The 19,468-nt window shown below is 61.8% G+C and carries 15 protein-coding genes and 1 pseudogene; 11 read left to right on the forward strand and 5 right to left on the reverse strand.

Annotation, left to right across the window (positions count from 1 at the left end; genetic code table 11):
* Positions 1-25 precede the first annotated feature (25 nt).
* The gene (locus BLU25_RS01405) at positions 26-466 is read right to left on the reverse strand and encodes a low molecular weight protein-tyrosine-phosphatase (protein WP_016780569.1); all 441 of its coding nucleotides are present in this window, start codon (positions 464-466) and stop codon (positions 26-28) included.
* Between the two features lie 1,311 nt (positions 467-1,777).
* On the opposite strand from BLU25_RS01405, the gene BLU25_RS01410 reads away from it, so the two are divergent.
* Positions 1,778-3,982 carry an OsmC domain/YcaO domain-containing protein gene (locus tag BLU25_RS01410; protein ID WP_016780571.1) on the forward strand — a complete coding sequence of 735 codons (2,205 nt, stop codon included), beginning with the start codon at positions 1,778-1,780 and terminating at the stop codon, positions 3,980-3,982.
* 1 nt (position 3,983) lies between these two features.
* On the opposite strand, the gene BLU25_RS01415 is transcribed toward BLU25_RS01410, so the two are convergent.
* Positions 3,984-4,505, reverse strand: coding sequence for a DUF2938 domain-containing protein (locus BLU25_RS01415; RefSeq protein WP_016780572.1), 522 nt, complete (start codon positions 4,503-4,505; stop codon positions 3,984-3,986).
* A 79-nt stretch (positions 4,506-4,584) separates the two neighbouring features.
* Here BLU25_RS01415 and BLU25_RS01420 point away from each other — a divergent pair, with 79 nt between their 5' ends.
* Both BLU25_RS01420 and BLU25_RS01425 read left to right on the forward strand, forming a co-directional pair.
* The gene (locus tag BLU25_RS01420; RefSeq protein ID WP_016780573.1) at positions 4,585-5,013 is read left to right on the forward strand and encodes a helix-turn-helix domain-containing protein; all 429 of its coding nucleotides are present in this window, start codon (positions 4,585-4,587) and stop codon (positions 5,011-5,013) included.
* Positions 5,014-5,142: 129 nt separating this feature from the next.
* Positions 5,143-6,933, forward strand: coding sequence for a putative bifunctional diguanylate cyclase/phosphodiesterase (locus tag BLU25_RS01425; RefSeq protein WP_016780574.1), 1,791 nt, complete (start codon positions 5,143-5,145; stop codon positions 6,931-6,933).
* A 68-nt stretch (positions 6,934-7,001) separates the two neighbouring features.
* Here the strand turns inward: BLU25_RS01425 and pdxR are convergent, their stop codons facing one another.
* Positions 7,002-8,399 (reverse strand): MocR-like pyridoxine biosynthesis transcription factor PdxR, encoded by a 1,398-nt coding sequence (gene pdxR, locus BLU25_RS01430; RefSeq protein ID WP_016780575.1) that lies wholly within the window; start codon positions 8,397-8,399, stop codon positions 7,002-7,004.
* A gap of 111 nt (positions 8,400-8,510) precedes the next feature.
* Here pdxR and BLU25_RS01435 point away from each other — a divergent pair, with 111 nt between their 5' ends.
* The 6 genes and pseudogenes from BLU25_RS01435 (at position 8,511) to BLU25_RS23355 (ending at position 16,233) form a co-directional block, all read left to right on the forward strand.
* Positions 8,511-8,960 carry a carboxymuconolactone decarboxylase family protein gene (locus BLU25_RS01435; RefSeq protein ID WP_016780576.1) on the forward strand — a complete coding sequence of 150 codons (450 nt, stop codon included), beginning with the start codon at positions 8,511-8,513 and terminating at the stop codon, positions 8,958-8,960.
* A 162-nt stretch (positions 8,961-9,122) separates the two neighbouring features.
* Complete coding sequence (locus BLU25_RS01440) at positions 9,123-10,835, forward strand: ShlB/FhaC/HecB family hemolysin secretion/activation protein (protein WP_016780577.1); 1,713 nt, start codon at positions 9,123-9,125, stop codon at positions 10,833-10,835.
* Between the two features lie 84 nt (positions 10,836-10,919).
* Positions 10,920-14,153 (forward strand): annotated as a pseudogene (locus BLU25_RS01445) (hemagglutinin repeat-containing protein); the annotation flags it as partial.
* Positions 14,154-14,456: 303 nt separating this feature from the next.
* A complete protein-coding gene (locus BLU25_RS01450; protein WP_016780579.1) occupies positions 14,457-14,750 on the forward strand; it encodes a DUF5629 family protein in 294 nt (97 codons plus the stop codon).
* Between the two features lie 16 nt (positions 14,751-14,766).
* Entirely contained in the window at positions 14,767-15,918 is a 1,152-nt protein-coding gene (locus tag BLU25_RS01455) for a lactonase family protein (protein ID WP_016780580.1), read from the forward strand.
* A gap of 66 nt (positions 15,919-15,984) precedes the next feature.
* Entirely contained in the window at positions 15,985-16,233 is a 249-nt protein-coding gene (locus tag BLU25_RS23355; protein ID WP_139803974.1) for a hypothetical protein, read from the forward strand.
* Positions 16,234-16,409: 176 nt separating this feature from the next.
* On the opposite strand, the gene BLU25_RS01460 is transcribed toward BLU25_RS23355, so the two are convergent.
* Positions 16,410-17,144 carry an anti-sigma factor family protein gene (locus BLU25_RS01460; protein ID WP_016780582.1) on the reverse strand — a complete coding sequence of 245 codons (735 nt, stop codon included), beginning with the start codon at positions 17,142-17,144 and terminating at the stop codon, positions 16,410-16,412.
* Complete coding sequence (locus tag BLU25_RS01465; protein ID WP_016780583.1) at positions 17,141-17,647, reverse strand: sigma-70 family RNA polymerase sigma factor; 507 nt, start codon at positions 17,645-17,647, stop codon at positions 17,141-17,143. Before BLU25_RS01465 ends, BLU25_RS01460 begins: the two co-directional genes overlap by 4 nt.
* A gap of 162 nt (positions 17,648-17,809) precedes the next feature.
* Between BLU25_RS01465 and BLU25_RS01470 the strand changes: the two genes are divergently transcribed.
* On the forward strand, positions 17,810-18,892 hold the full coding sequence (locus BLU25_RS01470) for a catalase family peroxidase (RefSeq protein WP_016780584.1): 1,083 nt from the start codon (positions 17,810-17,812) through the stop codon (positions 18,890-18,892).
* A complete protein-coding gene (locus BLU25_RS01475; RefSeq protein ID WP_016780585.1) occupies positions 18,889-19,428 on the forward strand; it encodes a cytochrome b in 540 nt (179 codons plus the stop codon). The genes BLU25_RS01470 and BLU25_RS01475 overlap by 4 nt, the downstream gene beginning before the upstream one ends.
* The last annotated feature ends 40 nt before the right edge of the window (positions 19,429-19,468 follow it).

A 19,468-nucleotide genomic window follows, 5' to 3' on the forward strand; every position in this document is an offset into this window, starting at 1 on the left:
TCTTCACGGTAATTCGAGGGATGACTCAGCGTTTGATCCGCTGGGCCCATGCATTTACAGCGGTATCAATCAGTGCGTACGCATGCACAAAAGCAGGCTTGCCCTGGCGGTACGGGTCGTTGATTTCGCGGTTGTCTTGCCATTTGCCCAGCAGGAATACTTTCCCCCGTGCCTCTGGAGCGAGGCTTAGGACACCATTAATATGATGTTGTTCCATGACCAAAATAAGATCGGCTTCATTTATCTTGGCAGCGGTCAGCTGGGTGGAGATGTGTTCGGGCACGGCGTGGCCATGTTCTTCTAGAACAGCAGCAGCAGTGGCTTCGATGGGCTTGCTTTTTACGGCGCTCAGGCCTGCGGAGCTCACGACGATGTCGGTGGGCGCAAGGGCGACCCGCAAGAGGTGTTCGGCGGTAGGGCTGCGGCAAATATTGCCAATGCAGACAATCAAGATTCGTTTAAACAAGGCAGCTTCCTTTGTGCCATACATGCTCAGCCGGCGAGAGCACTTAACGAATCGTCACGACCAATACTCCCTGTCCAGGGAGTGGCAGTGCCTATCAATAAAGGCTGCCGGCATCAGTATGATGTGGCGATGGCCTGGGCGGGAGCACAGTTGCTCCGGCTTTATTACAGATAAAGGGTCGGTACGAAGTTGAACGGGCAAAATATTAACTGCGAACCGATTGCAATATCAACCTTTAAATCAGCAGATGATTTTATTTGAGCTATATAGGCGTATTTCAATATTTATTGGCCGACAATAAATAACATTTCGGCCGTTACCGACCAAAAATAACTCCGCCCAATGGCAGGTGTCTTGAGCAGGGCCCTGTGCTAGCGGGCGCTGCCCCGGACTTTGGGGGCGGCCCTTGCCGGGGCCGTGTACGGGCAGGAGGTGATGTGCAGGCCGGTATTTTTGGCCTGGAAGCCGCTGCTCTGGCAGCAGGTTGGCTGCGCACCGGGCGCTTGGGTGTCGGTGTGTCGCAATGATGGCACTATGATATGGCTGTGTAAATGGTCTTTTTATTGGTGGTGTTACTGGCCAGTTAGTTGTTTGGAAGTGCGTGGGTTAGTTATGGTTATAAGTGGTGCATATATAGATTTAATGTGAGTTTGTGCATCAAGTTCGTGCCGATATATAGGGGATGTGTGAGTTGCACCATGATGGTGACTGGAATGTTGTTTGTGGTCACGGTTGGGGGGCGCTGTGGGGGGGCAGGTAAATCCCGGGTTCAGGTTTGACGGTCGCTGCGCAACCGGACGCAGCCTCGCTTCGTTCGTCAGCGGCTACAGGGGGGTTGGGGCTGCTCTTTGAGTGTGTCGCCGGACTCGGCGGGGTTTCAGGCAAATCGTGGGTTCAGGTTTGACGGTCGCTGCGCAACCGGACGCAGCCTCGCGTTGCTCGTCAGCGGCTACAGGGGTTTGGGGCTGCTCTTTGAGTGTGTCGCCGGACTCGGCGGGGTTTCAGACAAATCGTGGGTTCAGGTTTGACGGTCGCTTCGCAACCGGACGCAGCCTCGCTTCGCTCGTCAGCGGCTACAGGGGTTTGGGGCTGCTCTTTGAGTGTGTCGCCGGACTCGGCGGGGTTTCAGGCAAATCGTGGGTTCAGGTTTGACGGTCGCTGCGCAACCGGACGCAGCCTCGCTTCGCTCGTCAGCGACTACGCGGTTTTATGTTTGTCCGGTCGGCGGCCGTTGCGCGAAAGCACAACACTTGCCGGCGAAAAACCGGATAATGGCCGCCATTATTTGTCTGGCAATTCTGGTAATCCCGCATGGAAATCAAGGTCAACTTTCTCGACAACCTCCGACTTGAAGCCAAGTTCGATGACTTCACCGTGGTTGCCGATCAGCCCATCCGCTACAAGGGCGATGGTTCGGCTCCTGGTCCGTTCGATTACTTTCTGGCGTCGTCGGCGCTGTGCGCGGCCTACTTTGTGAAGTTGTACTGCTCGACGCGCAATATTCCTACCGAGAATATTCGCCTGTCGCAGAACAATATTGTCGACCCCGAAAACCGCTACAACCAGATTTTCAAGATTCAGGTCGAGTTGCCTGCGGATATTTCCGAGAAGGACCGCCAGGGCATTCTGCGCTCCATCGATCGCTGTACGGTGAAGAAGGTGGTGCAGGCCGGCCCCGAGTTTGTCATTGAAGAGGTGGAGAACCTCGACGCCGATGCCCAGGCCCTGTTGATGCCGGCATCCGGTTCAGAAGGCGGTACCTTTATCGCCGGCAAAGACCTGCCACTGGAGCAGACCATCGCCAATATGTCGGCCATTCTGGCTGGCCTGGGGATGAAGATCGAAATCGCTTCGTGGCGCAATATCGTGCCCAATGTGTGGTCGCTGCATATCCGCGATGCGCAGTCGCCGATGTGCTTCACCAACGGCAAGGGCGCGACCAAGGAGGGCGCCCTGGCGTCGGCGTTGGGCGAGTTTATCGAGCGCCTGAACTGCAACTTCTTCTACAACGATCAGTTCTGGGGCGAAGAGATTGCCAATGCCGAGTTTGTCCATTACCCGGACGAGCGCTGGTTCCAGCCGGGGCCCAACGACGAGCTGCCGGGCGAGATTCTCGACCCGTACTGCCTCAAGGCGTTTAACCGCGAAGGTGAGTTGCGCGGCTCCCATCTGATCGATACCAATTCGGGTAATGAAGCGCGCGGTATCTGTTCGCTGCCTTTCGTGCGCCAGTCGGATGGCGAGGTGGTGTATTTCCCCTCCAATCTGATCGAGAACCTGTTCCTGAGCAACGGCATGAGCGCGGGCAATACCCTGGCCGAAGCCCAGGTGCAGTGCCTGTCGGAGATTTTCGAGCGGGCGGTCAAGCGTGAAATCATCGAGGGTGAATTCGCCCTGCCGGATGTGCCGCAGGCCGTGCTGGCCAGGTACCCGTCGATTCTGGCCGGGATCCAGGCGCTGGAAGAGCAGGGCTTCCCGGTGCTGGTCAAGGATGCCTCCTTGGGCGGCGAGTTCCCGGTGATGTGCGTGACCTTGATGAACCCGCGCACCGGTGGTGTGTTTGCGTCGTTCGGTGCCCACCCGAGCCTGGAAGTGGCGCTGGAGCGCAGCCTCACCGAGTTGCTGCAGGGGCGCAGTTTTGAAGGGCTTAACGATCTGCCGCAGCCGACCTTTGAAGGGCAGGCGGTGACCGAGCCGAACAATTTCGTCGAGCACTTTATCGATTCCAGCGGTGTGGTGTCCTGGCGCTTTTTCAGCTCAAAATCCGATTACGAGTTTGTCGACTGGGATTTCACCAGTCAGGGCGAAAACGCCAATGCCGAGGAAGCCGCGACCTTGTTCGGCATTCTCGAAGGCATGGGCAAGCAGGTGTATATGGCGGTGTACGAGCATATCGGCGCCAAGGCGTGCCGTATCCTGGTGCCGGATTATTCGGAAATCTACCCGGCTGATGACCTGATCTGGGACAACACCAACAAGGCTCTGTTTTTCCGTGCCGATATCCTCAACCTGCATCGTCTTGACGAAGAAGAGTTGCAGGGGCTGGTCGAGCGGCTGGTGGAAAGCGAGCTGGATGATTACACCGATATCACCACGTTGATCGGCATCGAGTTTGATGACAATACCGCCTGGGGCCAGTTGACCATCCTGGAGTTGAAGCTGCTGATCTGGCTCGCCCTTGAGCAGTATGAAGAGGCGAAAGAGGCGGTGGAGATGTTCCTGCAGTACAACGACAACACGGTGGAGCGCGGTTTGTTCTACCAGGCCGTGAATGCGGTGCTGGAGATGAAGCTGGATGAAGACCTGGAGCTGGAAGACTACGAAGCCAACTTCCGCCGCATGTTTGGCAACGAGCGCATGGATGCGGCTATCGGGTCGGTGGACAGCAGCGTGCGCTTCTATGGTCTGACGCCGACCAGCATCAAGCTCGAAGGGCTGGACAAGCATCTGCGCCTGATCGACAGCTATAAAAAGCTGCATGCGGCGCGGGCCCGGGCGGCGGGGCTGGTGGGTTAAATCACTGCGTTGCTTGCGCGCCCACGCTGTCCTTTATCCGCAGGCTGCCCCGCGCCGTGATATACAGCCCCAGGCCAAAGGTCAGGTGGGTGGTCAGGCTTTTTTGCCGCACCACCCAGGGCTTGGGGGTGCGTGCGCCGGCCATTCCCATGCCCCACGCCGGTTGCATCAGCAGCCAGGGTGCGGCGACGCTGATCAGGCCTGTTAACAGGGCCGGCAGCAAGGTTGGCCGGGCCAGCCATGCACTGCCGGCACTGGCCACCAGCAGGGTCGCAAAGACCATGCCGGTAAGGTAATGGAACCCCCAGCCGATCAGTTGTTCATATCGGGTGGGGCTGGCAGCGGCAATCGAGCGGTGGCTGAAGCGGCCCTGGCACATATGGCCCAGCCAGCGGCCGACCAGTCTGTAATCCAGCGACGCGATGCCTGCCAGACGCTGTTTGCCAACGGCCACGGCGTCCATAAACAGGGTTGCGCCTGTGCCGATAGCGGCGCCGTTGACCATGACTTCCACGATATTCATCTCAATTGCCCCTTGCCTGGTGTGTGTCTGGTTGCTTGAATCAGTGAGTGTGCAAGTTCAAGTCGACTTGAGGTCAAGCATGAAAGAGCTGGTCATCGGTGAAGTGGTACGACGCTCGGGGGTCGCGGCGTCGACCTTGCGTTATTACGAGGACAAGGGGTTGATTCGCTCCGTGGGCCGCCGTGGCCTGAGCCGGGTCTTTCGCGCCGATGTGCTGGATAAACTGGCGCTGATAGCGTTGGCCCAGTCGCTGATGTTTTCCCTGGATGATATTGCCCCGATGGTGCAGGGCGATGGCCTTACCGATCTGGACCGCACCCGGTTACTGCACAAGGCTGCCGAGCTGGACGGCCTGATCGGCAGGCTCTGTGCGGCCCGGGATGAACTGCGCCGGGCGGCGGCATGCCCTGCACCGCGGCATGCGGACTGCCCCAGCTTTCAAAACCTGCTCGATACGGCCGCTGGCAGAGGGCCCGCCGGCCGCCGTTTTATCCGCCCTGCGGATTGAGCGACTGGCGTGGTGAAGGGTTCAGATCGGTGCTTTACTGAATCTTTAAACGGGCACGAAACGCTGCGCAGGGATGCCGGCAGATCAGGCACTTAGCTGTCTTAACAGCCTCTTATTTGAGCGCTATCCATGTCCAATACACCTGCCACACTGTTGATCGTTGACGATGATGTTCATGTGCGCCAGCTGTTGGAGTCCCTGCTGCAAGATCAGGGCTACCGCACGCTGACGGCCGATTCGGGGGAGCAGGCGCTGGCTACGGTGGCGCAACAACCACCGGACCTGATCCTGCTTGACGCCATGATGCCGGGCACGGACGGCTACCAGGTGGCACGCAGGCTCAAGGCCAATACCTCGACGGCCAATATCCCGATCATCATGCTGTCGGGGCAGGGCGAGCATAGCGCCCGTCTTTTGGGGCTGGAGGCCGGGGCCGAGGATTTCCTCCTCAAGCCCGTGGCCAGTGACGAGCTGTGGTTGCGGGTACGCAATCTGTTGCGGCTCAAGGCCTTCGGTGACTACCAGGCCGTACACACCATGATGCTGGAGCAGCAACTGCAAAAACGCACCATCGACCTGGAGGGCTTTCGCACGGCGATGGGGGCCGATGAGCGGCTGCTGAAAATGGCCAATTACGACCCGCTGACCGGTTTGCCCAATCGCGACCTGTTTTACACCACGCTGCAGATGGGCCTGACCCAGGCGGCGCTGCGGGGTTGGCAATTGGCCGTGGTGACGGTGGGGCTCAATGATTTTAAAAATATCAACCTGACCTGGGGCCATTTGATGGGCGATCAGGTGCTGGCCGAGTTCAGCCAGCGCCTGTCCAACTGCCTGAATGTCAGTGACACCCTGGGGCGCATGGACGGTGATGAGCTGGCCCTGATCCTGATGATCCGCAAGGGTCAGGCCGGGCCGCGGCAGATGGTTGACCGGATCCGCGAAGTGCTGCGCGAGCCGTTCAAGCTGCATGGCCATGATACGCCGATGACGGCCAGTTACGGGATTGCCCTGTACCCGGACGATGGCGCCGAGGCGCACCGCCTTATCAAGCATGCCAATACGGCGATGGGCCTGGCCAAGCAGGCGGGCAAGGATACGTACCGTTTTTACACGGCGCAGATGAACGTCGAGGTGCTGGCCCGCCAGGAGCTGGAAACCGCGCTGCGTGATGCTGTGCGCAAGCAGGCCTTCGAGGTGTATTACCAGCCCAAGATCAACCTGGCGGACGGGCGCATCAGCGGGGTTGAGGCGCTGTTGCGCTGGCACCGACCGGGGCATGCCACGGTGTCTCCGGCGGTATTTGTGCCGCTGCTGGAAAGCCTGGGGCTGATTTCGAAGGTGGGCCAGTGGGTGATTGACCGGGTTTGCAGCCAGATCGCCCAGTGGCAGAGTTCGGGCCTTGGTGGGGTGGAGGTCGCGGTGAACGTGTCGGCCCTGCAGATTTGCGAGGGGGATCTGGTCGATGATATCGAGCGCTCGCTCAAGGCCCATCAACTCGACCCGCAATTGCTTGAAGTGGAGCTGACCGAAGGGTCGTTGATGGAGAACACGCCGCATACCGTGGCCAGCCTGCTGACGCTGCGTGATATCGGGGTGAAGATTTCCATTGATGACTTTGGCACGGGGTATTCGAGCCTTGCGTATTTGAGCCGCTTTCCGATCGACAAGTTGAAAATCGATATCGCGTTTATTCGCGAGGTGACCTTCAGCCCGCAGGATGCGGCCATTGCCCGGACGATTATCGAGTTGGCGCACAGCCTTGATTTGCAGGTGATCGCCGAAGGCGTGGAGACCCGTGAGCAACTGGAGTTTTTGACCCGTAACGGCTGCGACCAGGTGCAAGGTTATCTGTTTTGCCGGCCCCTGCCAGCGGTGGAGCTGGAGGCCTTGTTGCGCGAGCCGCGCAGTTTTATCTGAGATCTAGCCGCTCAAGTGCGGTGCGCGGCTGCGCTCGTCAGCCGCTACGGGGTACATGGGGTTGCGTCTCACATCAGCGCCAATATCTGCCTGCCCAGCGCTTCGGCGCTGGCTTGCGAATCGATGTTGGCAAACCCCAGCAGCAGCCCCGAAGGCTTTTCCCCCAGGTGGCTCCACTCGCTCAGGGCCTCTGCAAACAAGCCTGCCTTGTGCATGCGCCGGGCCAGTTCGACGTCTGATTGCTGCCCGCCAAGGCGCAGGATCAAGTGCATGCCCCCCGGGCTGCTGTCGATGCGCACATGCTCACCCAACACATTTTGCAGGCCGGTGCGGGTAAACGCCCGGCGCTCGCCATAGAGTTTGCGCATGCGCAGGATATGCCGGGCAAAATGGCCTTGGGTCATAAAGCTCGCGACGATGGCCTGGGTCAGTTGCGGGCAACTGCTGCGAACGTTCCGGCTGGCGTGTTCAAAGCGTTCGATCCGGGCCTGAGGCACCACGACATAAGCCAGGCGCAGCCCCGGAAACAGGACTTTGCTGAAGGTGCCGCTGTAGATCACTCGACCTTCACGGTCCAGGCTTTTCAGGGCCGGCAGCGGGCGGCTGATATAGCGGTATTCACCGTCGTAGTCGTCTTCAATGATCCACGCCTGTTGCCGGTTGGCCCAGGCCAGCAGCTCCAGCCTGCGCGGCAGGGACAGCGACACGCACAGCGGGCTTTGATGGGCCGGGGTGACCACGGCGGCCTGGGCGCGGGTGTGTGCTGCGGGCAAGCGCATGCCCTCGTGGTCGACGGCCAGGGCCACGGTTTGTATCTGCAGGTGCTGTAGCAACTGGCGGGTCGGCGGGTAGCCGGGGTCTTCGATCAGTACCCGGTCGCCGGGCTTGAGCAGGGCATGGGTGATCAGCGCCAGGCTGTCCTGGTAGCCCGCGGTGATAAACACTTGCTCGGGCACGCAGCTGATGCCCCGGGAAACCTGCAGATAGCTGGCAAGGGCCGTGCGCAATGCCTGCAGGCCATAGGCTGAAGGGTTGGCCATGTCCTGGGCGCAGGTGCTGCGCACGCAGCGTGCACCGATTTGGGCCCAGAGCTTTTTCGGGAAGGCGTCCAGTGCCGGTACGCCGAGCTGAAAAGGCAGGGGCTGGGCGGTGTGCCTGATCGCCGGGCTGGCCTGGGGGCTGCGGCTGGCGGGCAGGGGATTAGTGCCGATATCGGGCGCAACGATGGTACCGGCCTGGCCACGGGCTTGCAGGTAACCTTCGCAGGTCAGCAGCGAATACGCGGTGTCGATGGTGCCCCGGGCCAGGCCCAGTTCCCTGGCCAGTGCCCGCGCTGCAGGCACACGTTCGCCGGGGCGCAGCAAGCCATTGGCGATGGCCTCGCGAAAACGCCAGTAGAGCTGTCGGTAGATGGGTTCGCTGGCGTTGCGGTCGAGGTCGGGGAAGGGCGGCGGCGGGGTTTGCATGGGGGTCCTTGCTGAACATGGCCTGGTAATAAAGGCCAATCATGGCTCTTTTTGGCAAGGCCATAAAGCCGCACTATGGCGCCACTTAAACAGCCAATGCAAGGGCACGTCATGACGCAGCGTATCGATTATTCCAAGGCAGCACCCGAGGGCTACAAGGCGTTTGGCGGGGTGTATGCGTATCTGCAGGGCAGCGGGCTGGCCAAGGGGCTGATTGATCTGGTGTACCTGCGGGTGTCACAAATCAACGGCTGCGCGTACTGCATCGACATGCACTCGCGGGATTTGCTCAAGGCCGGCCTGGCCGTGGAAAAGCTGGTGCTGGTGCCGGTGTGGCACGAAGCAGGTGGCTTGTTCAGCCCCCGCGAGCAGGTGGCCCTGGCCTGGGCGGAACGCGTGACCCGAGTGGCCGAGCGCGGTATCGCAGAGGCGGATTACCAGGCCGCTGCCAGCGAGTTCAGCGACAAGGAGTTGACGGACCTGACCTATGCCATCGGCCTGATGAACGCCTACAACCGTTTTGGCGTGGCTTTTGGTTTGCGGCCAGCGGCTGCGGTGTAAGCAAAGGGGGGGGAGACGGCTACAGATTTATTACGATTTGTAATATTGTTTTTCGGGATGTAATAATACACATTGGTAGGTGTCACTATGGCATATGCCCTGAACCTGGCAGTGGGTTCGGGGGCCTGACTCGCCTTCGAGGCGCTCTGAGGATGTCTTGCGATGAACCGGCATTGTGGTACACCCCGGCGCTTTACCCCGAGGCGAATCCTGTGTTCGCTGTGTCTTTATTCATCGGCGCTGGTCGCCGCCGAAGGTCTGCAGCCCGGTCAGGAAAGCCTGCGCCTGCAGCAGCAACAGCAACGGGAGTTGCAACGCCTGCAACTGGAGCAACGCCGCCGGCAGTTGCAGCGCGGTGGCGCGCAGGCCCCGGCGTCAGCCCCGGCGCTACCCGGGCAAGCCGCCCAGGACGAGTACTGCTGGCCCCTGCAAGGGCTGCGTCTGGCCGGGGTGACGCTGTTGCCAGCCTCGGTCCTGGAGGCCGGTATCAAGGTCCATATGGCGCCCTGCATGGGTGTCCACCAAATCAACCGCCTGCTGGCCGAAATCACCCGTGCGTATGTGGCCGCCGGGTTTATCGCCGTGCGCCCTTACTTGCGGCATATGCCAGCGGCCGGGCGCACGCTTGATATCACGGTTGACGAGGGCTATGTCGAGGCCATCGAGCTGGCCGACCAGCGCCTGCCGTTGAGCTTGCGCGGGGCGTTTCCCGGCATGCTGGGTGCGCCCCTGAACCTGCGCGACCTGGAGCAAGGGCTGGACCAGCTCAACCGTCTGCGCTCGGTGGACATGACCACCGATATCGTGCCCGGCAGCCGCCAGGGCGCTTCGCGGATCATCCTTCGCGCGGCCGCCAGCGCCGCTCACTGGAGCCTGGACCTGGGCCTGGACAACACCGGCAATGCCGGCACCGGGCCTGAGCGGCGCACGCTGGGCCTGACTCTGGACAGCCCGTTGCAGCTCAATGACGCGCTCAGCCTGAGCGCAAGCAACACCCTCAACCACGGCCCACGCTTGAGCAGCAGCACGGGCCTGTTCTACTCCGTGCCTTATGGCTACTGGACCCTCAGCGCATTCGCCAGCCATATCGAATACCGCGCCCCGCTCAAGCTCACCACGACCACCCTGTATGGCAGCGGCCGCACCGACCAGTTTGGCCTGCGCACCGACCGGGTGTTGTGGCGCAACCAGGACCATCAACTGAGCGCTCACTTGCAACTGGCCCACAAGGATGTCGACGCTTATCTGCAAAAAGCCCGCCTGGGCATCCAGAGCCCGACCCTGACCCTGGCCGAGGCCGGCTTCAACCTGTTCTGGCATGACGCGGCGGTCTGGAGCCTGGACCTTAATTACACCAGGGGCCTGACGTGGCTGGGGGCCGACCGCGATAGCGATCGGGTATTGCCCAACCTGCCCAGGGCGCAGTCGCAGACCTACCGGGCCAGCCTGGTGCAGTGGCGCAGCAGCCAGCTCGGCGGGCAGCCCTTGCAGTGGCAAAGCCAGTTGTCGCTGCAGTACAGCCCGGACCCATTACCCGCCATCGAACAACTGCTGGGCACCGATGATTCCGCCGTGCGCGGTTATCGCCGCAACAGTGCCTCGGGTGCCATTGGCGCGCTCTGGCGCAACACTCTTTATATGCCCGTGCGCAGCAACCGGGCCGTCACCCTCACGGCGCGGCTGGGGCTGGACCACGGCTGGGTCAAGCCTGAGCACGGTGTACCGGGGCTGTACCTGAGCGGCGCCAGTGTCGGCCTCAACCTGAGTTGGCACAGGCTGCAACTGGACCTCGATTACCAGCACGCGCTGAATCTTGCCAAGGGTTTTAGCCATGAACCTCCGGTCTGGCTGGCACGCCTGAGCGTGCAGATATAACGCCTGCAGGGGCCACGGCAAGCTCCTGCAGCGTTACTTGGGGCGACGTTTGTCGCCTCGTTACTCACGCAAAGGAAGACTTTTATGTCGACTCGAAAAAAACGCTTTCATCTGTCTGCCCAGGGGCAATTGCGCTGGGCCATTGCCGGCTTGTGCGTACTACCGCACTGGGCGCTGGCCAATGGCATTACCGTGGCCGACGGCCCGGGTGGCACGGCGCAGCTGCTCAACCAGGGCGGGGTGCCGATCGTCAATATCGTGGCGCCCAATGCCGGGGGGCTGTCACACAATCAGTTCCTCGATTACAACGTCGATCGCCAGGGTGCGGTGCTCAACAATGCCCTGCAGGCTGGTCAGTCCCAGCTGGCCGGGCAACTGGCGGGCAACCCGCAGTTTCACGGCCAGGCTGCCAGCGTGATCCTTAATGAAGTGGTCGGCGCCAAGGCCTCGGCCCTCAACGGCCGCCAGGAGGCGTTCGGGCGCCAGGCCGATTATGTATTGGCCAACCCCAACGGGATTTCGGTCAATGGGGGTGGGTTTATCAATGCTGGCAACGCCAGCCTGGTGGTGGGCCGCCCTGACGTGGCCAATGGCACCTTGCAAGCCCTGGACAGCGGTGCGGCGCGTGGGCAGCTGCAGGTGCAGGGGGGTGGCCTGAGCAACCCGGACGGGGCCATCAGGCTGATTGCCCCACAGATCGACAGCCAGGGGTCTGTCACTGCGCGTGACCGCTTGGATCTGGTGGTGGGGCGCAATCGCGTGGACGCGGCCAGCGGCCAGGTGAGCAAGGTTTATCCGCCGGCAGATGCCGGCCCTGCGCGTATCGACGCCAGCCTGTTCGGCGCGATGAAAGCTGGGCGCATCAATATCGTCAGCACTGCCGAGGGCGCGGGAGTGCATATCGGCCCGGGGCAAGTGTCGGGCACCGAGGGGGTCAGTGTCAGTTCGGCCGGTGATCTGGTGGTCAGCGGCCAGGCCCACGCCAACAGCCTGGACGCCAGCCGCGCCGTGGTGCAGAGCCATCAGGGCGATGTCGAACTGCACGGTGCTCGTGACTTGAGCCTGGCCGGGGCCGATATCAGCGGCGGCAACGTGCGCCTTGATGCCGGTCGCAACCTGACCCTGAGCAGCCTGGAAAGCACGGCCCTGCAGGAGAAACACGAACAGTGGCAGAACAAGGCCCTGTTTGTGACCTACGAGACCTTTGACCGCACCACCCGTGATCGCGATTCGCGCCAGCATGGCACCCGGGTCGAGGCCCGGCACGATGCGCGGCTGTCTTCGGCGGGCGACACCCTGGTCAAGGCCAGCAGTGTCGAGGCGGGCGATCAGTTGCGCATCGACAGCGGCGCCAGCCTGCGCTTGACGGCTGCCACCGAGACCCATGAAACCCGCGATCAGGGCAGCCATCGCAAACACCTGTGGAAGGAGAACTGGGACAACAGCCGCCACGATGAGCGCAGTGTTACCAGCAGCCTCAAGGCGGGCAAGGGCCTGGAACTGACCAGCCGTGACACGCTGCAGCTGGCAGGCGCCGAACTGACAAGCCCCGGGGATATCCGTCTCAAGGCGCGGGATGTGGCGATCGGCAGTGCCAGCCGCAGCCAGAGCAGCAGCGGCAACCATTACTCCGGCGACCTGGTGGGCGGCAGCTTTTTCGGCCGCCAGGGTGATGCTGACCAGGGCCAGACCCTGCATACGGGTAGCCGGGTGAATGCCGACGGCAAGCTGGTTGTCCAGGCCGACTCGGTGCATGTCAGCGCCAGCCAGGTGCGTGGCGGCACCCAGGCCAGCGTGATCAGCGACAGCGGCGCGCTGGTGATCGACGGCGTGCAGGACACCTTGCGCAGCAACACGCATGACAAGGACAGCAAGTTCTTCTCGCTGATCAACGACGAGCGTCATCAGGTGCGCAGTGACAGCAACCTGGTCGCCAGCGACCTGCATTCGGACAGCAACCTTGAACTGCAAAGCGCCGGGGACATCACCGTCAGCGGCTCGCGGGTGTCGGCCAACGGGCAGAACACGCTGGCAGCCAAGGGCGATATCCACCTGGTGGCTGGCGAAAGCAGCGTGCAGGACGACACCCGCACCCACTCGCGCGGCTTTACGGCCGGGGCCGGCGAGACCACACCCGGCAGCCATGAGTATCGGCTGGCTGTGGGCTTGAAGGATCAACAGCAACAGCGCATCAGCGACAATCGCCAGCAGCAGGGCGCGAGCGTCAGTGGCGCGAATCTGGCCGTGAGCGCAGGGGGCGACCTCAGCGTCAAGGGCTCCGACCTCGCGGCCACTGCCGGCGATGTGCGCCTCAGCGGTCAGCATATCGACCTGCTGGCAGTCCACGACACGGCTGACAGCCGCACTGATACCCTGGTCAATGCCGGTGGTGTGGTCTGGACTGCCAGCCTGGACAAGGTCAGCAGTGGCCTTGAGTACCAGCGCCAGCACCAGCAGGACAGTCGCAACCAGAGCACCGCCAGGCCCACCGGCGTCACGGCCACGCACAATGTGCTGTTGCAGGCGGCGGATGCACTGGTCAACCAGGGCACCCAAATCGAAGCGGGCAAGCAGTTGCGGGTGGAGGCTGGCCGGGTCGATAACCAGGCTGCCCACACGACTGACAGCACCAGCCACAGCGAGCAAGGCTGGCAGGCCGGGCTTGGAGTCAGTGCCGAGATCAAGGGCCTGAGCCGGCCGCTGGAAAAAGTCGTCAAGGGCCTGGGCCAGGGCAAGCTGCCCGAGGGCGAATGGCTCAAGGGGATCGAGCTGGCCGGTGTGGGGCTCGACGGGCTGGTGGGCTATAACTCCAAGCAGCAAACCCGGCAGGACAGCACGGCGGTTGTCAGCCAGCTCAATGCTGGCGCGGTACAGCTCAATGTTCGCGGTGCACTGCAGGATGAAGGCACGCGCTACCGTGCTGGCGACGGCGCATTGAACATCAAGGCCGCCAGCCACAACGCCATTGCTGCCAGCGACAGCCACCAGCGCAGCGAGCAGGGGGTTGAGGCCCGGCTCGGCCTGCGTGTTTACACCACCACCGGTGAGGACGTGAACCTGCGCGCCAATGGCGCCGGCAAGTACCAGCGAGCCGAGGAGACCCGCAGCAGCGCTCAGGTGGGACGCTACGCTGGCAGCCAGGGCGTGAGTATCCAGACGCGCAACGATGCCCGCTACGCCGGTGGCGAGTTTGACGGCGGTGCCGGCGATGTCAGTCTCAAGGCGGGCGGCACGCTGGCGCTCAACCAGGCCACGGATAGCCACAGCGGCAGGTCAAGCACCCTGGGGGCCACGGCATCGCTGAAGCTGGAAACCGCCAAGGACGGTGGTTTCACCCCGGGCGGCGAGCTGAAACCGCAGATCCAGTACCAGAACGAGCAGGGCAGCGAGGCCCGGATTGCCTCCGTGCAGGGCCAGGGGCGCCTGCAACTGGCAGGTGCCACCGTTGACGGTGAGGTGCTCAAGGGCGATGAACCTCAGCGGTTACAGGCGGGCATTGATCAACCGATAAACTAAAAGAGGCAGCAGGCTGCACCCATAAGCGTGCATTCACGTGTCGCGCTTATGGGTTGCACCGCGGATTTAACCTATCATTACGCCTTTCCAACAGGTGATTGATTAATGAGCGATTCAAACCAGACCTTGCGCACAGCCCTTGAAACCAGCGATATGCTGGTGATTGACGGGCTGCATGCCTGGGATTTTTCTCTGGACGATGTGCAATTGCTCATCAAGTGCATGGACGGGCGTGCTGAAAAACGCTGGCACTTCACCGCGCCGCAGATTGACGCGGCGGTATTTGACCAGGGCCTGCAAAGCTGGACCCTGACCGGCGACTCGGGTGAGCATCGCCTGGTTTGCCTCAGCGCTCTGAGCGCAAACAACGATGACGATGACACCGAGGTGACGGATTAAGTTTAAAAACCTGCCGATGCTGATGGCGTTGAGCGTGGGCGCCATGTCGGCCCAGGCCGAATCGCGCAATGAAGTGGAGCTGCTGGTGGGTTCCTACACCCAGGGCAAGAGCCAGGGCATCTACCGCCTGCAGTTTGACAGCGACAAGGGCCGCATTGCCCCCGAGCCGCTGCAAGTGTTCAAGGCCGCCAACCCTTCGTGGCTGACCCTGTCCAGGGACCAGACCCGCCTGTTTGTGGTCAATGAAAACGGCAAGGGCCAAGCCGACGTGGTGGGGCGTGCCAGCAGCGTGGCGATTGACCCGAAAACCAACGCGCTGACCCTGATCAACCAGGTCAAGACCCTGGGTGAAGAGCCGACCCATTCCAGCCTCAGTGCCGACGAGCGTTACCTGTTTGTTGCCAACTACGGCGTACACGCCGACCCGGGCGGCAGCCTGGCGGTATTGCCGATCAATGCCGAAGGCCAGTTGCAGCCGGTGACGCAGATGAGCAGCCACCCGGCCAGCAAGGTCAACCCCGAGCGGCAGATGTCGGCCCATGTGCATTCGGTGGTGTCCTCGCCGGACGGCAAGTTTGTCTACGCCAGTGACCTGGGGGCGGACAAGGTATTTGTCTACCGCTACGACCCGGCTGCCAACCCGGAGCATCCGCTGGTGGCGGCCGAGCCTGCCTTCATTGAACTGCCGCCAGGCAGCGGGCCGCGTCACCTGCTGTTTTCCAAGGACGGCAAGCATGCGTACCTGACCACGGAAATGAGTGCCCAGGTGTTTGTGTTCGACTATGACAATGGTCGCCTCAAGCAGCGCCAGGCGCTGGAGCTGGCCAAGGGCATGCCGGCGCAAAACCGCGCGGCGGGTGCGGTGCATGCCTCGGCGGACGGCAAGTTCCTGTATGTCAGCAACCGTGGCAAGGCCAATGAAATCCTGGTGTTTGCGATCAACCCGGACAATGGTGAGCTGAGTGAAATCCAGCGTCGCTCGGTGGATGGCGATCACCCGCGTGAATTTGCCCTGAGCCCCAACGGCAAGTTCCTGCTGATTGCCAACCAGATGAGCAATGCCATCGTGGTGCTGGAGCGCGACCCGGCAACCGGCAAGCTGGGCAAGACTGTGCAGACCCTGGCGATGGATGCACCGTCTGATGTGAAATTCATCAACCGCCCGTAATCATGGGCATGCAGCCTTGTATCAATCGCACTGATAGACGCTAGTGCTGCAATGAATTTCTGCACGATGACCCTTGGCGTTAAGTTGGTTTCACGGCCTGAAAAGGCAAGCAAGCCAACTGAATCGTCGAGGGTTAGTGCCATGAACTTCAATCTTTTCTCCGTTATTGCGGCTTCCGCCATCTCCGCCACCGTGGCCCTGCCTGCCAGTGCAAGCATTGTGGTGAGCGACAAGAAATCCGCGTCCTACACGCAAAAATACCTGCAACAAAGCGCCAATTTTTATGCGGCGCTGGATCATAAAACCCGCTCTTGAGAGCACGCTATCCGTAGCAGCTGCCGAAGGAACGAGGCTGCGTTCGGCGGCGAAGCCGTCGTAAAATCAGGCGCTTCAGTGTGTCAGACAAATTGAGTGCTCAGGTTTCGCGACGGCTTCGCCGCCGAACGCAGCCTCGTTCCTTCGGCAGCTGCTACTTGATCGTTGTGCACCGTTCACAGCCCCACCGTTTCCAGCAGCCCGGCCGGGCCGACCACGGCGTAGTTGTAGCCAGGGCCCGACCAGTACTGGGCCTGCAACTCACCATCCTGGCGGCTACCCCGTGGCAGCAGGCTGTTGTGCGGACCGGGCGGGCGGATATAGAAGCTGATCTGCCGACCTTGCCGGTCCTGGTACAGCACCATCGCCGCACCGCCCTGGTCGGTGCTCAGCAAGCGACTGCTGACGGGCTGGAAGCCTGCGCCGGTCAAGTCCGGCAAGCGTTCGGCACGGCTGAAATAACGGTCAAGCCAACCTTGCATCTCACTGCCTTGGGCAACGTGATAGTCCGCGGGCAAAAATCCTTTTTCGGCAAACATGCGATGGGCCGCCAGTGCGTCGCTCATGGGCAAGCTGCTGCCTGCCTGGGTCATTTGCCTGGCCTGCCAGCCGCCTATGCCACCGATGCCCACGGCCAACAGCAATACCGCTGCACTGGCCCAATGGCGCCGTGCCTGGCGGCGCTGGCGCTGGCGTATGGCCGCAGGGTCGAGGGCCGGGTTGGCAGCTTGCAGCAAGCCTTGATGCAGTGCGCTGCGCAGGTTTTGCGCGTCGCGCTGCCAGGCCTCGACCTGCGCGGCGATTAGCGGGTTGGCCTGCAGATATCGCTCGATTTCAAGGCGTTCGGCGGCGCTGAGTGCGTGATCGACGTAAGCGTGAAGGTCGTGCTCACTGGGTGGGGTGGTGATCATTTGAGTCTCCGCAGGGCCGGGCGGGTGATTTCGCCCTCGCTGAGTTGGCGCAAGGCAGTACGCGCCCTGGACAGGCGCGACATGACGGTGCCGATGGGCACATCAAGGATTTCAGCGACTTGCTTGTAGCTCAAGCCTTCAACCGACACCCAGAGCAGCAGGGCGCGTTGTTCGCTGTTCAACTGTTCAAAGGCTTCGAGGGTCGATTGCGCAAGCACCGTGCGCTCGGTGGAGGGCTGGGTGTCATCGCGGCCGGTAAAAAACTCCAGCATGCGCGCATAGCGCCGGGAACGGCGGTGTTGGTCGACAAACTGGCGGTACAGGATGGTGAACAGCCAGGCCCGCAAGTCGCCCTCTGGGCGTTTCTCGGCAACGCTGCCCAGGGCGCGCTCCAGGCAGGTTTGCACCAGGTCATCGGCATTGCTGGCATGACGGGTCAGCGACAGCGCAAACCGGCGCAGGCGCGGGATCAGTTCGCGCAGTTGCTCATCAAATGAGGTCATGGTCGGGCCAATTGGCTGGGTGGGTGCAATGCAGACGCTTATGAATAAACCTTATTCCCGCAGGTGTGCAAAAAAACAATCTTCCGCGAGGCGGGAATAGACCCCAGGGGCGTGCGTCTTATAGGCCATTCACCTCACGGTCTTGTGGCCCCGGAGTTTTTTATGGTCGATCAATTGCCGCCTGTGCGGCCCGTTCAACCCCCGTTGAGCCCTGCCAGCGTGCTGCTGCGTCTGACGGCGATTGGCGGGGTGGTGGCGGTTATCCTGGGCGGTTTTTACTACGTCAATGGCACGCTGGACCCCCAGCGGTTGAGGCCCGCCAAGTTGGTCAATGCACTGGAGCACAACAACGGCGTTTACCCCGGTTACCGGCGCAATCATGCCAAGGGCGTGTGCGTGGTGGGGTATTTCCAGGGCAGTGGTGCGGCGCAGGGCTTGTCCGTGGCCCAAGTGTTCGGCACCCAGCGCACCCCGGTGGTCGGACGGTTTGCCTTGCCCAGTGGCAACCCTTATGCGCCTGACAGCAGCGTGCCGATCCGCAGTTTTGCCCTGCGTTTTACCCAAGCCAACGGTCAGCAGTGGCGCACCGGGATGAACAGCATGCCGGTGTTCCCGGTGGGCACGCCCGAGGCGTTCTACCAGATGCTGCAAGCCGGTGCGCCAGAAGCGGCCACGGGCAAGCCTGCACCCGGGGCGATGCCTGCGTTTTTTGCGGCGCACCCTGAAACGGCGGCATTTTTGCAGTGGGTCAAGACGGCAAAACCGTCGGCCAGTTATGCCACTGAAAACTATAACGGGATCAATGCGTTTTATCTGGTCAACGCCGCCGGGCAACGTCAGGCGGTGCGCTGGGGAGTGGTGCCATTGGGGCAGGATGCGCCAGGGGCAGCGGCGCCCGGCGATGCCGATTATCTGCAGCGGGACCTGGAAAAGCGTCTGGCGCAAGGGCCGTTGAAATGGCAGCTCAACCTGACATTGGCCGCGGCGGGTGACCCAATCAATGATGCCAGCCAGGCCTGGCCTGCGGGGCGCGAGGTGGTGAACGCGGGGACTTTGGTGCTGGAAAAGGCCCAGGCGCAAAACGACGGCGAATGCCGCGATATCAATTACGACCCGCTGATTTTGCCCAGTGGCATCGAGGGCTCGGCTGATCCGTTGCTGGCGGCACGTTCGGCGGCCTATGCCAGTTCCTATGTACGGCGTACCCGTGAAGTTGACCAGCTACCCAAGGAGCCACAACCATGAGCGCACCCACTTCGCATTTCGCCCCGCTGGCGCGCCTGCTGCACTGGCTGATGGCGCTGATGATTATTGCCATGCTGCTTATTGGCGCGGGCATGGCGGCTTCGGTGTCGCAGCGCCATGAGTGGCTGCTGGGTTTGCACAAGCCGTTGGGGATCGCCATTTTGTTGCTGGTGGTGGTGCGTTTGTTTGTGCGTTTTGCGACTCGTCAGCCGCCGTTGCCGGCGGATTTGCCTGCGGTGCAGGTGCTGGCGGCGAAGCTGTCGCATGTGTTGCTGTATGCCTTGATGTTTATTTTGCCGCTGGTGGGGTGGGCGATGATATCGGCGGCGGGGGATCCGGTGATGTTGGGCAGTTCATGGCAGTTGCCGGGGGTTTTGCCTGCCAATGCGACGACGTTTGCCTTTTTGCGCAGAGCGCATACCTATCTGGCGTATTTGCTGTTTTTTACCGTGCTGGCGCATTTGGCGGCCGCGCTGTTTCATGGCTGGGTCAGGCGCGACGGGGTGCTGCAGAGCATGGTGCGCGGCAAGGACTGAGCTAAAGGCTCATTGTGGGAGCGGGCTTGCTCGCGATGGC

This window comes from Pseudomonas fragi (genome assembly GCF_900105835.1).
Taxonomy (GTDB): domain Bacteria; phylum Pseudomonadota; class Gammaproteobacteria; order Pseudomonadales; family Pseudomonadaceae; genus Aquipseudomonas; species Aquipseudomonas fragi.

Excerpts from the sequence above, each read along its gene's own strand:
- BLU25_RS01410 (WP_016780571.1), top strand. The coding sequence starts at position 1,778 with ATGGAAATCAAGGTCAACTTTCTCGACAACCTCCGACTTGAAGCCAAG.
- BLU25_RS01415 (WP_016780572.1), bottom strand. The coding sequence starts at position 4,505 with ATGAATATCGTGGAAGTCATGGTCAACGGCGCCGCTATCGGCACAGGC.
- BLU25_RS01420 (WP_016780573.1), top strand. The coding sequence starts at position 4,585 with ATGAAAGAGCTGGTCATCGGTGAAGTGGTACGACGCTCGGGGGTCGCG.
- BLU25_RS01425 (WP_016780574.1), top strand. The coding sequence starts at position 5,143 with ATGTCCAATACACCTGCCACACTGTTGATCGTTGACGATGATGTTCAT.
- pdxR (WP_016780575.1), bottom strand. The coding sequence starts at position 8,399 with ATGCAAACCCCGCCGCCGCCCTTCCCCGACCTCGACCGCAACGCCAGC.
- BLU25_RS01435 (WP_016780576.1), top strand. The coding sequence starts at position 8,511 with ATGACGCAGCGTATCGATTATTCCAAGGCAGCACCCGAGGGCTACAAG.
- BLU25_RS01440 (WP_016780577.1), top strand. The coding sequence starts at position 9,123 with ATGAACCGGCATTGTGGTACACCCCGGCGCTTTACCCCGAGGCGAATC.
- BLU25_RS01450 (WP_016780579.1), top strand. The coding sequence starts at position 14,457 with ATGAGCGATTCAAACCAGACCTTGCGCACAGCCCTTGAAACCAGCGAT.
- BLU25_RS01455 (WP_016780580.1), top strand. The coding sequence starts at position 14,767 with ATGCTGATGGCGTTGAGCGTGGGCGCCATGTCGGCCCAGGCCGAATCG.
- BLU25_RS23355 (WP_139803974.1), top strand. The coding sequence starts at position 15,985 with ATGACCCTTGGCGTTAAGTTGGTTTCACGGCCTGAAAAGGCAAGCAAG.
- BLU25_RS01460 (WP_016780582.1), bottom strand. The coding sequence starts at position 17,144 with ATGATCACCACCCCACCCAGTGAGCACGACCTTCACGCTTACGTCGAT.
- BLU25_RS01465 (WP_016780583.1), bottom strand. The coding sequence starts at position 17,647 with ATGACCTCATTTGATGAGCAACTGCGCGAACTGATCCCGCGCCTGCGC.
- BLU25_RS01470 (WP_016780584.1), top strand. The coding sequence starts at position 17,810 with ATGGTCGATCAATTGCCGCCTGTGCGGCCCGTTCAACCCCCGTTGAGC.
- BLU25_RS01475 (WP_016780585.1), top strand. The coding sequence starts at position 18,889 with ATGAGCGCACCCACTTCGCATTTCGCCCCGCTGGCGCGCCTGCTGCAC.